The 15,952-nt window shown below is 34.9% G+C and carries 12 protein-coding genes; 1 reads left to right on the top strand and 11 read right to left on the bottom strand.

Going from position 1 to position 15,952, the window contains the following annotated elements:
- Positions 1-208: 208 nt before the first annotated feature.
- From BM238_RS03815 to BM238_RS03805, 3 genes are all read right to left on the bottom strand, one after another.
- On the bottom strand, positions 209-3,652 hold the full coding sequence (locus BM238_RS03815) for a trifunctional glycoside hydrolase family 18/polysaccharide deacetylase/glycosyltransferase family 2 protein (RefSeq protein WP_090078844.1): 3,444 nt from the start codon (positions 3,650-3,652) through the stop codon (positions 209-211).
- Between the two features lie 153 nt (positions 3,653-3,805).
- Positions 3,806-5,062, bottom strand: coding sequence for an FAD-dependent oxidoreductase (locus tag BM238_RS03810; protein ID WP_090078843.1), 1,257 nt, complete (start codon positions 5,060-5,062; stop codon positions 3,806-3,808).
- Between the two features lie 88 nt (positions 5,063-5,150).
- Positions 5,151-6,227, bottom strand: coding sequence for a calcium:cation antiporter (locus BM238_RS03805; protein ID WP_090078842.1), 1,077 nt, complete (start codon positions 6,225-6,227; stop codon positions 5,151-5,153).
- A gap of 186 nt (positions 6,228-6,413) precedes the next feature.
- Here BM238_RS03805 and BM238_RS03800 point away from each other — a divergent pair, with 186 nt between their 5' ends.
- On the top strand, positions 6,414-6,959 hold the full coding sequence (locus BM238_RS03800; RefSeq protein ID WP_090078841.1) for a hypothetical protein: 546 nt from the start codon (positions 6,414-6,416) through the stop codon (positions 6,957-6,959).
- A 177-nt stretch (positions 6,960-7,136) separates the two neighbouring features.
- Here BM238_RS03800 and BM238_RS03795 read toward each other — a convergent pair whose 3' ends face one another.
- The 8 genes from BM238_RS03795 to BM238_RS03760 all read right to left on the bottom strand — a co-directional run bounded on the left by BM238_RS03795 (position 7,137) and on the right by BM238_RS03760 (position 15,902).
- Positions 7,137-8,906, bottom strand: a complete 1,770-nt coding sequence (locus tag BM238_RS03795; protein ID WP_090078840.1) for an acyl-CoA dehydrogenase family protein — start codon at positions 8,904-8,906, stop codon at positions 7,137-7,139.
- 50 nt (positions 8,907-8,956) lie between these two features.
- On the bottom strand, positions 8,957-9,313 hold the full coding sequence (locus BM238_RS03790; RefSeq protein WP_090078839.1) for a four helix bundle protein: 357 nt from the start codon (positions 9,311-9,313) through the stop codon (positions 8,957-8,959).
- 35 nt (positions 9,314-9,348) lie between these two features.
- Positions 9,349-10,530: a thiolase family protein gene (locus BM238_RS03785; protein WP_090078838.1), complete on the bottom strand. Its 1,182-nt coding sequence runs from the start codon at positions 10,528-10,530 to the stop codon at positions 9,349-9,351.
- 44 nt (positions 10,531-10,574) lie between these two features.
- Positions 10,575-10,937, bottom strand: a complete 363-nt coding sequence (locus tag BM238_RS03780; protein ID WP_090078837.1) for a four helix bundle protein — start codon at positions 10,935-10,937, stop codon at positions 10,575-10,577.
- A gap of 28 nt (positions 10,938-10,965) precedes the next feature.
- The gene (locus BM238_RS03775) at positions 10,966-13,371 is read right to left on the bottom strand and encodes a 3-hydroxyacyl-CoA dehydrogenase NAD-binding domain-containing protein (protein ID WP_090078836.1); all 2,406 of its coding nucleotides are present in this window, start codon (positions 13,369-13,371) and stop codon (positions 10,966-10,968) included.
- A gap of 5 nt (positions 13,372-13,376) precedes the next feature.
- Positions 13,377-13,829: a MarR family winged helix-turn-helix transcriptional regulator gene (locus BM238_RS03770; RefSeq protein WP_090078835.1), complete on the bottom strand. Its 453-nt coding sequence runs from the start codon at positions 13,827-13,829 to the stop codon at positions 13,377-13,379.
- A gap of 165 nt (positions 13,830-13,994) precedes the next feature.
- Positions 13,995-14,912 (bottom strand): ABC transporter ATP-binding protein, encoded by a 918-nt coding sequence (locus BM238_RS03765; protein WP_090078834.1) that lies wholly within the window; start codon positions 14,910-14,912, stop codon positions 13,995-13,997.
- Positions 14,913-14,918: 6 nt separating this feature from the next.
- Positions 14,919-15,902, bottom strand: coding sequence for a FecCD family ABC transporter permease (locus BM238_RS03760; RefSeq protein WP_090078833.1), 984 nt, complete (start codon positions 15,900-15,902; stop codon positions 14,919-14,921).
- Between the last annotated feature and the right edge of the window lie 50 nt (positions 15,903-15,952).

Raw genomic sequence — 15,952 nt, 5'->3', positions numbered from 1 at the left:
GTAATACATTGTGAAATTTAGTGCAAATTTTCGCGCTTTTATTATAGAAAATATTTTCACCAGTGAAAAAGAGAAAATCCCGATCTTCTAGCCCCGATCGCAGCGGCATCTTTTTTTGTGCGCGAGCGAAGCGAGCGCAAAAAAAAAGATATAGCGGAGAGCGGGACGGGTTTTCTGAAAATACGAATACTTGATGCTTCAAAAAATTTTAAGCATTTTCAAGTTTATTATTTCCGGTTCTTTTCAAAACGCCCCAGTTTTGTATTTCACCTTTCAAGGCTTTTCTGATGGATTTAAATAAAATATAATACATCAATTGTCGGTAAACAAGTCGCTGTGGAATCATCCAGATGAGTTTTTTGAAATCTTCTTTTTCAAAGGCAAACGCTATTGCTGCGCCCAAAATATCTACCAGTGAAAATATAATGTAGTAAACGATGATGTGTATCGGATCTGCGACGATAAGTCCAAATCCTGACAACAGTAAACTCACAACCAATAAAAGATCTGCCAAAGGCGCTAAAAACGGCAGAATAATTTGGTAAAGCAAAATGTTTGGAAGCGCAACCCGTCCAAAATTTTTATATTCTTTGCGGAAAATAGCATTTCTGTGTTTCCAGAAACTTTGTAAAATACCAAAACTCCAGCGGAATCTCTGTTTTAAAAACTGATCGATCGTTTCCGGTGCTTCCGTGTAAGAAAGTGCATCATTACAATTGGCGATAATGTAACCGGCTTTGTGTAAACGCATGGTCAAATCACAATCTTCAGCCAAAGTATCGGTGGTAAAACCGCCTGCTTCAATCACTGCTTTTCTTCTGAAAGCACCGATTGCACCAGGAATTACGGTAATGCAGTTTAAATAACCAAAAGCCCGTCTGTCAAAATTTTGAGAGGTAATATATTCGATACTTTGCCATTTTGTGATCATATTTATTTCGTTGCCGACTTTTACATTTCCAGCAACCGCGCCGGTTTCCTGCGGTATATTTTCCATGTAAAATGCGTCGATCAATCTTGAAACAGAATCTTCTTTTAATTGCGTATCGGCGTCGATGCAAACTACAAATTCAGATTGTGTGTGAGAAATTCCAAAATTTAAAGCGGACGCTTTTCCGCCATTTTTTTTGGTTAAAACTTTGACTTTTGGATTATTTAAGAAAGCCTGTTTTACATTCTCAAAAGTTTGATCTTTACTGCCGTCATCGACAAAAACGATGTCAAGAAATTCATAATCTTGTTGTAACAATGAATTTACTGTTCTCACAGCATTTATTTCTTCATTATAAGCAGGAACGATAACGCTGACTTTTAAACCTGACGGAATTCCTTTGAATTTTGACTTTAATTTTTTCTCTTTTTTTGATTGAAAATAAGCCAGAATTCCCATAAAAATCATCCTAATAATCGACAGAAAAATACCGACCAAAAACAGAACATAAATAAACTGACCAAGCCAATAACCGGCAGAAACAAAAATAAAATTAAGGTTGTTTTTCCAGCTTCTTTGAACTGGCGGCATCAATTGACTGTCTTTCACGTGCATCAGATCTGCAATCGTGGTAAATTTGCAACCTTTGTCTTTGAAATATTTAATAATTCTTGGTAATGCATCTACAGTTGGTTGACGCGTATCACCACCAGAATCATGCAGCAAAATAATACTCGCATCATTTTGATTGGCAAATCTGATCGTTCTGTTGACAATAGAATCGGAATTCATCCGCGGATCCCAATCATTCGGATCGATACTTTCGCCGACCGTTATGTAATTGCTGGATTTACTTCTGGCAATCGGTTCAAGTTCCTCATAAGTTTGCGGTTCAGAATCGGCGTTGTAAGGCGCACGAAATAATATTGTTGATTTTCCCGTGATACATTCTAAAAGTGAACGGGTAGTTTTTAATTCCAGATCGGCTCTTTCCGGGGACATTTTAGCCAGATTGCCGTGCGTGAAAGTATGATTTCCAAATTCAAAACCATCACGGCTGATTCGTTGAACCAAAGGAATATTGGATTCTGCATTTTCACCTATTAAAAAAAATGTGGCGGGCACTTTTTCTTTTTCCAAAATATCCAGAATTTTTGGTGTCCATTCAGCGCTTGGTCCATCATCAAAAGTTAAGATTATTTTATGTCCGGGTCCTAATTTTGAAGGATCTTCGGCAAATTTTTCATACAAAAATCCGGAGGGAAGTTGGGTGTAATGCTGTTCTGAGATTAGATTTTCATTCTTATCAACTTCAAGTTTTGTACGTCCCTGCTGTGGGGAAAACAAAATATTTAAAATTTCACCACTTCCTACTGATGTTGGCTTTGCGTTAAAATTCGCGGGCATCATTGTTAAAAGCGTGTAATTAAAAGGTTTCTTCGCTAAAGCCTCAGAGCTGAGATCGCGGTTATAAAAATTCCAGATTCTTGGGTCTTCACTTCCTAAACGCCAAAGCGCAGTTCCCGCATTTCTGTAATCGTCAGAATATCGCAAAACATTATAAGTAGTGGCTGCATCTGTAAACCAGACCGAATTTTTAGTAGCGTCATCCGTCTCACTTCCTGAAAAACTGTAATCGTAATGAAGATTGTAAGTATCATCATCATAATCAATAGTTGAATGACTGATCTTGGCGCGATCTACAGCTTCACTGTAATTGATATCTTCCGTTCTTGTCCCATTGCTGTCCGTTATCCATTGTCTTCCATAACCTGCGATTCCTAAAATTAATTTACTGCTCGGGACAATTTTTGCAACCTCATCCATTTGTTTTTCAATCCACTTTTGCGCACTGATCGGGCCGGCTTGTGAAGGATCATTATATTGATCGTAAGCCATTAAAATAAAATAATCCGTATAATTTTGCAGGTATTTTAAATTATAATCAGAATTATCCGGCATTACATCCATTGATACCAGAAGATTATTTTGCTTGAAAGCGGTATATAATTTTTTTGAAAAAGCATTTAAGAATTCATCGGAACTTTCATTCATTTCCTCAAAATCGATATTGATTCCCTGTAGTTGGTTTTGTTTAATCGTTTTAATTATATCAGAAATCAGTTGATCCTGAATTTTGGGATTGTGAAGTACTGTTTTGATTAAATTTGCATTAAAATCGCCTTGTTTTCCTGCGACAGAAATAAAGTTATTTAAAATTGGCTGAATACTTAAACCAAAATGCTTCATCACGCCCAGCGCTTCCTTGTCGATCCGGCTGTCTAATCTGTACGTTTTTGGATTGATAAAAAACCATTCTGGATAAATAGTATTCAGCCTGTTTCCATTGGTGCGAAGATCCGTCAATGATAGCGGACTCCACGGAACATAAAAAGCTGCGCGCACTAATTTTGCGTCTTTCGGCGAGCCATTTTTATTTTCAAAGGCAATTCTTTTATTTAAAAAATCTTTAAAACCCTTGAATTTTTTATTAAGTCTGGTCGAAAAAGTGAATGGAGAAGAAGGATCCAGTTTTGTTTTATAGGATTCACTCACTGATGTCATTTGTGGAAGATTCGGATTTTTTCCCCTAACGACGGTAAAAATTACGAGTAATAAAGCGGTTAACGCTAAAATTCCGACAATGCGAAACGTCCATTTTGTTCGGTTATAACGTTTGTTATTTAAGGTCTGAAAAATCTGATTACCATTGTCTGACATCCAAGAATATTTTCAGCAAATTTATAGTACATTTTAACGTTTTGATTTTTTTTCAACGTTAATTTTTTGCTAAACTTTTACGTCATAAATTATCAATTCAAAAATTTCAATTGTTAGTTTTAAATTTAATTAAAGAGATATGGAAATATATGTTTAAGCTTTAAGATTACTCTTTATATTCTCAATCACCGCCAGAGTAGCACTTTCACCGGAAAGCATTGCCGCATTAAGAGAACCGTTTACCAAAATGTCGCCTGCAAGATAAATTTGTTTTGAATATTGAGTTTCTGCTAAATCTAAACTGTATTTAATATTTTTCAAATCGGGTAGTGCTTTTGGGATTTCGTACATTTTAATTAATCTTAAAACGTCGATGTTGAAATAGTTTTTTAATTCAATTTTTACTTTTTCAATAAGTTCATTTCCTTTAAGATTTTGATTATCAACGACTGTTATACAAAGCAATTCCTTCCCACCATTTTTGCTGGTTTCCAAACTTGTGTTGTAAAAAATATTATTTATTAATGAATTTTCTTTGGGTAAAAGTCCGATGATCGGTTTTTCAAGCACGCGTTTTTCAGTTTCAAAATAAAGCGTAAAACACGATTTCCATTTTACATTTTCTTGCTTTAAATCAGAAATTAAATGCTTTGCATCTGTAGCAATTATTGTAAAATCGCTTTCTAAAACTTCACCATTTTCTAAAGTAATTTCGCCGTCTTCCACAGATGAAACTTTGGTGTTAAAAAGGATTTTTGTAGTTTTTAAATTTTGTGCAAGTTGATCTGGAATGGCTTGAATTCCCGCTTTTGGAAGAGCCGCGTTTCCGCTACCAAACATTTTATAAACAAACTCAAACATTCTACTGGAAGTTTCCAGTTTAGTTTCCAGAAAAATTCCGCTGAAAAATGGTTTAAAAAATTGAGAAATGGTTTGTTCAGAAAAGCCAAAATTCTTTAAATAATCTAAAGTTGAAATTTCTTTTTCGGCAAAAATGTCTGCAATTCTTTTCTTTTTTAAAATTAAGTTCAGTTTCAGGATTTTAATTTTATCCATCAAAGGAATAATACTTGAAAAAACCGTCGGAAAAAGCAAAGAAAGATCACGCAATGGATCGCCAATTGTTTGAGATTTTCCACTATTAAAAATAGTCGCGCCAGGCAAAAATTCCTGTAATTCTAAAGCCTTAAAATCTAAAAAACGCTTTGCTGCGGGATAAGAAGTAAGCAAAACCTGAAAACCGTGATCCAATTGATAACCTTCTATAATATCCGTTTTCACACGACCGCCCACAGAATTTGTCAATTCTAAAATAGTGGAAGAGAAGCCGTTTTTTTCTAAGGTTTGCGCGGCGATTAAACCGCTGATTCCGGCGCCAATAATGTGGATTTTGGGATTATTGTTATTCATAATGACTTTTCTATTGTTAAAAGTAAAGTTTCCGGTTTGAAAGATTTCACCTTCATTTCAAACTTAACTCGATTTTATATTTTAATTATTAAGGTACGATCACCGTAAAAATGTACGCCGCAAGATTTACCAAAAGTACTGTTCCGTATAAATGATTTGTTTTTCCCCGACTTAATGACATCATCACGATGAAAACTGAAAGTGCTAAAAGAATAATTGATTTCATATCCAGACCCAAAATAAATGGGATATCATTATAAATGCAAACTACAGAAATCGCAGGCACAGTTAAGCCCACACTTGCAAGCGCAGAACCCAGACTTAGATTTATAGAATCCTGTATCTGGTTATTTCTAGCTGCGCGAATTGCCGCCAAACCTTCCGGTAATAAAACAACGCCTGCTATTATAACGCCTACTAAAGCTCTTGGCGCACCGATTTGTGATACAAAATTTTCTATAACTGGAGAAAGACCTTTTGCCATAAAGATTACAACGGCAAGACAAATAATCAAAAGAATTGAGCTTATGATCATTTTTGTAGTAGTTGGCGGATCCACTTCATGCACGACTTCGCCTGGAATTTCTGAGATAAAATAATTGCGGTGTCGAACGGTTTGAAAAAGTAAAAAACTGCCGTAAATAGTTAAGCAGGCAAGAGAAACGAAAATCAATTGTGACCCGGAATAATGTGGACCGATCGAAGTGGAAGTGTAATTTGGTAAAATTAAAGTCAAAACTAAAATTGAAACCAGACTCACCAGATAAGTGGTTGCAGATTTAGTGATAAAAAATTGCTCTTTATATTTTCGGCTTCCTACAAAAATGCAGATGCCCAAAATACCATTTAGAATGATCATCACTGCAGCAAAAATCGTGTCCCGCGCGTATGTTTCTGCGCCCTCGCTGCCGGAAAGCATAAAGGAAACGATCAATCCAACTTCTAAAACCGTTATACAGATCGCCAGAATAATGGTGCCGTAAGGTTCGCCCACTTTATGCGCAATCACTTCCGCATGATGAACTGCTGCTAAAACACTTCCAAAAAGTAGACCTGCTCCTATAATATTACTGACCAAAGTATTGTTTAAGAAACCGAGCAGATAAAATAGTGCAGCAATCAGCGGCAGCACAACCGTCCAGTGTAAAATAGATTTAATTTTCATATTATTTTAGTTCGTGGAAAAATAACGAAAATTGGAGTGGAATGCAAGGGGAAATTGTTGGAAGGTTAAATAAAGGTGAAGTGAAAATATATACTATTAGTTAACGTCATCCCAAAGTTTTAAATTCATCCGCGACTTTGTTCGAAATGGAAAGTTTCTGTAGATTTATTATCTCAAATTTTTATTATGGAAGATAAAGTTTTAAAGAAATTTCAAACTGTTAAAAATGAGGCTTTCAAAGATTTCGAATCATTAGGTCATTCAAAAAAATTCATTGATATTGAGTATTTAGCAGCAAAAATAGCTGAAGGAAATTTAATTAGTTTAAAAGATTTTATTTGGCATTTTTATAATAAATCAATTCTAATATTTTCTCGGGATTTTCAAAAGCAGGCATACAATTATTGGTCAATGGCAGTTTTCGACTTTAGGCATGAAAAAAAAGAAAGAGTTTCTAAAATGAAAGAACTATCTATAAATGCTCGAATCCTAGATTTTCAATCAAAGACGTCAACTATAAATGATTATGAAGTTGTAATAAATGTTTCAGATAATAGTTGCGGTGTTTGTCTTGCAGATAGATCAAAAATTTATGAAGTCAGTAAATTTTTAACTGAATATACATTGCCTCACAGAAATTGTACTTGTAAGGGAATTGGATGTACTTGTATGCTATCTTTTGTGCCTAAAAAAAATGCAGATGGTAGTTTTATCTTAAATCTGGATGATTAAAGTCCCTCAATAAAAAATCAAACTGTGTCATCTAAAGATTTACAAAGAGAAGGCGCTAAATCATTTTTGAGTTTTTTTAATGTATTTAAAAAGAAGTAATACAATTCATAAATATTTTAACAATAAAAAACGCCTCAGTTTCCTGAGGCGTTTCAAATTTTAAAGAAAAGTATTTTTTTAATAACTTCCTTTCTCAACAAAATGCGCTGCGATTTTTTCAGTTAATGCAATCACATTTGGTTGGTTGGTGTATTTTGTAAATCTTCGTAAACCAGAAAGCATCATGCGTTGCTCATCACCGTCAGCAAAGGAAATAATACCTTCTTTTGCAGCCGCGATAATTTTTTCTGTGGCTTTGTAAAGATTTAATTTTGCCATTGCAGCCTGTACAGAATCAGCATCAAAACTTTTTTCTGCTCTTAAAACTGTAGATTCTGCCATGTAAATTTGGTTTAAAATCTCGGAAGCGTTTAATAATAAATGTTGTTGTTTATCAATGTCTCCCATATATTTTTGCAAGGCAGAACCGGAAACCATCATAAAAACTTTTTTCAGGTTTTCTAATAATGCTTTTTCTTCTGACATAAATTCAGAATAATCCGGTGTTTCAAAAGATGGAATTCCCATTAATTCTTTGCCAACTGCCATTGCAGGTCCCATTAAATCCAATTGGCCTTTCATTGCTTTTTTGATCAACATTCCAACGGCTAAAAGACGGTTGATTTCATTTGTTCCTTCGTAAATTCTTCCAATTCTGGAATCTCTCCAAGCGGCTTCCATTGGCATATCTTCAGAAAAGCCCATTCCACCGTAAATTTGGATTCCTTCATCTGCAGAATGTTGCGTTAGATCTGAAACGAAAACTTTCAAAATAGAACATTCAACTGCGAATTCTTCTACGCCTTTTAATTCTGCTTCCTGATGACCCATTCCGCCCGCGATTAATTCGTCAATTTTATCCTGAACGTCTTTTCCAGCGCGGTAAGTTGCAGCTTCACTTACAAAAATCCCGGTTGCCATTTCTGCTAATTTTTTTCTGATCGCTCCAAAAGTGGAGATAGAAACGCCGAATTGTTTTCTATCACTCGCATATTTCACAGAATGACCGAAAATTCTTCTTTGTCCGTCAATATTTGCTGCAGCCAATTTAATCCGACCAACATTTAGAGAATTAATTGCGATCTTGAAACCGTTATTTCTTTGCCCCAAAAGATTTTCTGCCGGCACTTTCATGTCATTGAAAAAAACCTGTCGGGTAGAAGAGGAACGAATTCCCAGTTTATGTTCTTCCTCGCCAAAAGTCAAACCTTCAGTACCTTCTTTTTCTACGATAAAAGCGGTAATATTTTTATCATCTTCAATTCTTGCAAAAACAATAAAAATCTCTGCAAATCCTGCGTTTGAGATCCACATTTTTTGTCCGTTTATCGTATAAGTTTTTCCGTCTTCAGATAAAACGGCTTTTGTTTTCCCAGAATTTGCGTCAGAACCTGCGTCTGGTTCTGTCAAACAATAAGCGCCGAATTTAGTTCCGGTTGCTAAATCTGGCAAATATTTATTTTTTTGATCTTCAGTTCCATAAAGTAAAATCGGTAAAGTTCCGATTCCTGTATGTGCGCCGAAAGCCGTTGCCAAAGATCCATTTCCACCGGAAACGTAATCGCAAGCAAGCATTGTGGTCACGAAACCCATTCCCAAACCGCCGTATTGCTCTGGAACTGTAACTCCTAAAAGTCCCATTTCGCCCAATTTGCGCATCGTTTCTTCCGTTAAAGCGTAATCCTTATGCTCAAAACGGTCGTGATGTGGCATAACTTCGCGGTCGATAAATTCTTTCGCGGAATCGCGTATCATTTTTTGTTCTTCAGAAAGATCTTCTAAAGTGAAAATTTCTGCTGCGGGTGTTGGTTTGATTAGAAATTCGCCGCCTTTTTTTATTGTTGACATATTATATTAATTTTAAATTTTGGATTATAGATTTTAAATTAGATTTGCTGTTATAAATTTTCAGATGACGTTTTAATGATTTTAGTTAAAATATTGATAATGCTTTCGATTTCAATTAAATAGGAATCAATTTCCACTTTTACCAAATCCGAAGATTTGTAAAGTTTTAGCCAATATTTTGTTTCCCGTGCTTCCTTATTTGCAATTGAAAGTTTGGAAATAAAATCCTTTTTTGATTGAGCGGCAATTGCTTCTTCAACATTTGCCCCGATTGAAGTTCCTGAACGAAGAATTTGTTTAGATAAAATATATTCATTTTGAGATTTGCATATTGAATAGAATTTGATGATTCTCAATGCAAACTCAAATGTCTTTATTTGAATTAAATTATCTTCTTTGAAACTCATTTCATCTAAAATTTATAATTTAAAATCTAAAATTTTTAAAGCAGTTCAAAAATACTCGCCGCTCCTTGTCCAGTTCCGACGCACATTGTGACCATTCCATATTTCATATTGCCACGTTTTTTCATTTCATCTAACAGTTGAATCGTTAATTTTGTTCCTGTACAACCAAGCGGATGTCCAAGTGCGATTGCGCCACCGTTGACGTTGACGATTTCTTTGTTTAAATTTAATTCGTTCATTACCGCAACTGATTGTGAAGCGAATGCTTCGTTAAGTTCAATTAAATCAATATCTTTTAAATCTAAACCTGCTTGTTTCAAGGCTTTTGGAATTGCGTACAATGGACCCATTCCCATAATTCTTGGTTCTAAACCGGCTGCGGCATAAGCAACCAATCTTGCTTGTGGTTCCAGACCTAATTCTTTTACCATTTCTTCGCTCATCACAATTACGAAAGCAGCGCCATCACTCATTTGTGAGGAATTTCCAGCCGTTACACTTCCGCCATTGGCAAAAACGGGTTTTAATTTTGCTAAGGCTTCCATTGAAGTTCCTGCTCGTGGACCTTCATCTACAGAAAAATCGAATTTCTTAGTTTCTGATTTTTGCTGTTCGTTAAGGAAATTATATTCTACCGGAATGGAAACGATCTGGTCTTTAAATCTGCCTTCTGCATTGGCTTTTAAGGCTTTTTCATGCGAGTGAAAAGCGAATTCATCCTGTTGTTCGCGGGTAATATTGTATTGTTTTGCGACTTCTTCCGCGGTATAACCCATTCCCCAATAATAATCTGGATTTGTTTTTGCGATATTAGATTCCGGGACTGGTTTGTAACCACCCATTGGAATGTAACTCATTGATTCTGTTCCACCAGCAATAATACAATCTGCCATTCCAGCCTGTATTTTCGCTGAGGCAATCGCAATCGCCTCACTTCCGGAAGCGCAATATCTGTTCACTGTTACGCCCGGAACTTTGTCCGTGTTTAATCCCATTAATGAAATTAATCGCGCTACATTTAAGCCTTGTTCGGCTTCCGGCATTGCGTTTCCAACTATAAGATCGTCGATTCTATTTTTATCCAGTTTTGGACAATCTGCCATTAATTTTTCAATAACGGTTGCTGCCATCACGTCGGGACGCGTAAATCTTAATGATCCTTTTGGTGCTTTACCGACAGCAGTTCTGTAACCGGAAATTATATATGCTTGTTTCATTTTTTAAATTTAGATATTAGAAATGAGATGTTAGAAATTAGAATCTAACCGTTCATTAAATTTGTTTTGAATTTATAAATCATCTTTTGAATTTCTGTTAAAATATTTAGTAAAGGCTGAATTTCTTCCTCGCTTTGAAAATTTAAATCAACTAATAATATTAATTGCGTTTCTAATTCATAACTTGAACCATTTGCAATACCTAAAAATTGATAAAATTCTTTAGGATTATTTCTTCCAGCTCCTTCAGCGATATTAGAAGGTATTGATACAGCACATCTTCGAATTTGAGAAATCAGTCCAAATTTTTCAGTTGAAGGAATAGTTTCGGTTAATAGATAAACATCCTTAACTAAAACCATCGATTTCTTCCAAATAATTAACTCTCGTAATCTGTGCGTTTTCATCTAAATTCTAAATTCTAATATCTAACTTCTAATTACGTAAAGGTTTCCCTTTCTGCAACATGAACTGAATTCTCTCCAAAGTCTTTCTTTCACCACAAAGTTGAAGGAACGTTTCTCTTTCAAGATCCAATAAATACTGCTCGGTAACGACTGTTGGTTCAGATAAATTACCACCAACCATTACGTAAGCGAGTTTATCTGCGATTTTTTTATCGTGTTCAGAAATGTAATTTCCAGCGAGCATTTGGTCTGTTCCAACGTAGAACATTCCCAAAGCATCTTTGCCAACCACTTTTACTTTTTGCTCGATGGGTTGCGTGTAACCGTGCTCGGACAAACTTTTCGCCATCATTTTTGCGGTCATGATTTGAGATTGTTTATTAACAACTACAATATCTTTTCCTTGCTCTAAAATCCCCATATCATAGGCTTCATAAGCAGAAGTGGCGACTTTTCCCATCGCGATATTCATAAAAGCATCGCGCAAACGGTTATTTTTAACATCATCATTATGGAAATCGCGGGAAGTTCTTAAAGTCATTTCTTTCGTTCCGCCACCGCCGGGAATTACGCCGACACCAACTTCAACCAAACCAATATAAGTTTCTGCCGCAGCAACAACTCTGTCGGCGTGCAGTGTCATCTCGCAACCGCCGCCTAAAGTCATCCCGAAAGGGGCAACGACAACCGGAATTGAAGAATATCGCACACGCATCATTGATTTTTGGAAATAATTGATGGCCATATTTAGATCGTCCCAATCCTGGTCAACCGCCATCATCATGATCATCGCAAGGTTTGCGCCGACAGAAAAATTAGCGCCCTGATTGGCAATCACCAAACCGTCGTAATCCTTTTCTGCCAAGTCGATCGCGCGGTTTAAACCGTCTAAAACGCCACCGCCAAGGGAATTCATTTTAGATTTAATTTCAAAATTGATAATTCCGTCGCCTAAATCCTGAATCTGTGCTTCGGAATTGCTCCAAAGAGTTTTGTTTTTTCTAATATTATCTAAAATAATAAAAGAATCCTGTCCCGGAATTTTAGAATATTCGGCGGAATCTTTATTAACAAAAGTGCTTTGACCTTCTTCATTTACTTTGTAAAAAGTCTGATTTTTTGAGGCTAAATTTTTAACCCAATCAGAAACTTCGTATCCTTCTGCTTTTGCAAGTTCAATACCTTTTTCTACGCCAACGGCATCCCAGATTTCGAACGGACCGTTTTCCCAACCAAAACCGGCGCGAAGTGCGTCATCAATTTTATAAATATCATCAGAAATTTCCGGAACTTTATGAGAAACGTAAGCGAACAAAGCGCCTAAAGATTTTCTGTACAATTCACCAGCCTTGTCTTTTCCACCGACCAAAACTTTAAAACGGTCTAAAGGTTTGTCGATGTTTTTGGTTAATTCTAAAGTCGGGAAAGAGTTTTTGCCCTGAAGTTCGTATTCTAAAGTTTCAAGATTTAGACCCTGAATTTCAGATTTTCCTTCTGCATTTTTGATTTTTTTGTAGAATCCGCCGTCGGTTTTAGAACCTAGCATTTTCTTTTCCATCATAAAATCAATGTAAGAAGGCATCGCAAAACCTTTCTGGAAAATTTCCTGTTCCGTTCCGCTGCCTTCAACCCCTTTCGCAACGTGAACCAAAGTGTCTAAACCAACGACATCAGCGGTTCTAAAAGTCGCAGATTTTGGCCGACCGATAATTGGTCCGGTCAGTTTATCAACGTCAGAAACATTTAAGCCGAGATCTTTTACGCTGTGAAGCAAATTCATCATAGAGAAAACTCCAATTCTGTTTGCGATAAATGCCGGTGTATCCTTAGCTAAAACCGTAGTTTTTCCTAAAAATTTAGCACCGTAATTCATGTAAAAATCAATGATTTCCGGATCGGTGTCGTTTGTTGGAATAATTTCTAAAAGTGGTAAATATCTAACCGGATTAAAGAAATGTGTTCCGGCAAAATATTTTTTAAAATCATCACTACGTTCTTCTACCAATTGATTAATAGGAATTCCGGAAGTGTTGGAAGAAATTAAAGTCCCATCTTTACGAACGGCTTCAATTTTTTCATAAACCGATTTCTTGATGTCCAGTCTTTCAATAACCACTTCAATGATCCAGTCGGTATTTTTGATTTTCTTTAAATCATCATCAAAATTTCCAACTGTAATTCTATCTGCAAATTTTGGCGAATAGAGTAGTGCTGGACTGGATTTCTGTAATTTTACAAAATTCTCCGTCGCAATTCTGTTTCGTACCGCTTTATGTTCTTTCGTAAGACCTTTTTTAGTTTCTGCTTCCGTCAGTTCAAAAGGGACAATATCCAGCAAAAGCACCTGAACGCCGATGTTGGCGAAGTGTGCAGCAATGCCGGAACCCATAATTCCTGAACCCAAAACAGTTACATGTTTGATGTGTCTGTTCATATTTGTTATTTTTTGTTATTTATTTCGTTTGCAATTCTTAAGATATCAAGCATGACTTCTTTAAAAATATCTAATTTTTCTGAAGAAATTTTCTGCGCCACTTTTGTGTTAAAATTAACGACCACTTCTTTCGAAAGATTTCTGCTCTCGATACCTTTCTCCGTCAATTTAATAATGACTTCGCGTTTATCTAAAGTTGTTTTTTCCTTATATATATAGCCATTATCTTCCAAAAGTTTGATTATGCGGGTCAAAGAAGTTGGTTCAATCGCCATTTTCGGTCCAAGATTCGTGCTTCTTGTTCCTTCTTTTGGATCAATTTTTAATAAAGTGAGTGCTTGAACTGCGGTTGCATCGTGATCTTGCGCCATATCACTGTACATTTTTGAAACAGCCAACCACGTTGATTTTAAAATCAAATCCACATTATCTACTTTGTCATTATATTTGGAACTCATATTAACATATCTCTTACTCAAATATACAAAATATTATGCATGCATAGTACTTTACAGAATGAGTTTTAGTCAAATAACTGAATATCAATATTTTAATTAATATGAAATGCATAATACTATGCACGCATAGTATATTTTAAAATCGAGTATTTTGTAGATTTAATGCTACTTAGAGAGCATGTTTGTGATTTCCTTAAAGGTAGTTGCTTTTTGTTGATTATCGTTGTGTGAAATCTCCCAAAAATTATCGCTCCAGGTAAATTTGTAGTTTTTCAGATTTTTTGGATGGTTTTTTTGTAGAAAAGAATAGAGTAATTCCTTTTCTAATTCAGGCGCAAAAATCTGTGGCGGCAAAAATTCAGAATGTAAATTGTATAGTTTTGGCGTCGTTAATTCTGGCTGTTTTAAAAGGACATCTTCAGCAATTCCTGAAAATAATTGTTCATTTTTTAAAAGACAGATTTTATCACTAAATTCCTTTGCCAATCGCCAGTCGTGTGAAGAAAATAATATTATTTTATTTTGAGTTTTGGCAATATGCCGAAGCAAATTGAGGATCATCAACTTATTTTTTTCATCTAAATGCGTCGTTGGTTCATCTAATATGATGATCGGCGTATTTTGCGATAAAGCACGACCGATAAAGGCTTTTTGCAAATTACCATCTGACAGATTTTGCAATTGAAAATTTTCAAATTCTTTTAAACCAAGACTTTCGATAATTTCATCAACTTCCTGTAAATCAGTTTTATTTAATTTAAAATAGTAAGGATAATGAATGTATTTACCAAAAGAAATTAAATCTAAAACTGTGAAATGATTTGGGATTTGAGATTTTGAAAAAACAATAGAGATTTTCTGGGCAATTTCTTTTGAAGCTAAATTTTTGAGATTATTTTCATCCAAAAAAACACCACCCGACATTAGTTTATTTTGACCTAAAATGGATTTAATTAAAGTAGTTTTCCCGACGCCGTTATCGCCAATAATTAAACAAACATCACCAGTTTCTAAAGACATATTCCCTTCAGAAATTAAAGGTTTAGAAAAACCAAAAGTGATGTTTTTTAAATCTATATTCATCTTAAATTAAGCATTTGTAAATTTATTCTTCCCAATCAACATTAATAAAATCACAGGAATCCCAAACAGTGAAGTGATGATATTTAAAGGTAATTTTGAGAGTTCTGAAACCACAGAAAAAACTTCCATAATACAGATTCCTAAAATCATATTTAAAATCCACTGGTGCCAAAGTTTTGAAGGATTGTATAGTAATCTCGCAAAATGCGGAACAACAATTCCGATAAATAAAATCGGACCAAGAAATGCTGTGACTGAAGCAGAAAGTAGGGAAGAAGCGAGAATTATTAAATATTTCAAGTGTTTTAAATTTACGCCAAAACTCTGCGCGTAAGATGTTCCCAAACTATTTCCTATCAAAGGTTTTAAACATTTAAAACTAAGAAATAAACCTACTAAAATTAAAACTGAAAGAACGGTAATTTGACCTAAGCTAACCTGATTATTCGCGCCAAAACTCCAAAGAACATAATTTTTTAAACTTTGATTTTCGGCATAAAATTGTAAAATAGAAACAATTGCGCCAGCCAAAGCAGAAATTAGAAAACCAAAAATAATAATGAAACTTTTATCCTGAAATTTTTCAGAGAAAAGCAGTAAAACAAGCATTAAAACAAAACTTCCAGCAATTGCAGTGATGCTTAAAAAACTGTTTTGAAGAAATTCTGGGAGAACTAAATTTTGCGAGAAAAAAATATAAAAAGCCACACTTAAACTTGCGACCGAAGATATTCCTAAAACGGATGGTCCAGCCAGTGGATTTTGAAAATATTCTTGTAATAAAAATCCCGAAGTTGGAATTGAAATACCTGCCAAAAGCATTATTAAAACACGGTTTACACGCAGTTGTGCAATGTCAAAATTTGAGGAATTTGTTAAGAAAAAATCTGAAAATTGCAGAGGTATAAAACCTGTAAATAAGTTAATAATAATTGCCGCAAAACCAATTATTATTAAAAAAAATACAAGATTTTTAAAACTAAATTTCATTAAAGAAAAATATATATAGATAAAATTAAAAAAATAAAAAGCCGCTTAAA

Source organism: Halpernia frigidisoli (assembly GCF_900113805.1).
In the GTDB taxonomy this organism is placed as follows: Bacteria; Bacteroidota; Bacteroidia; order Flavobacteriales; family Weeksellaceae; genus Halpernia; species Halpernia frigidisoli.
This window is presented reverse-complemented; position numbering and strand designations above follow the sequence as displayed.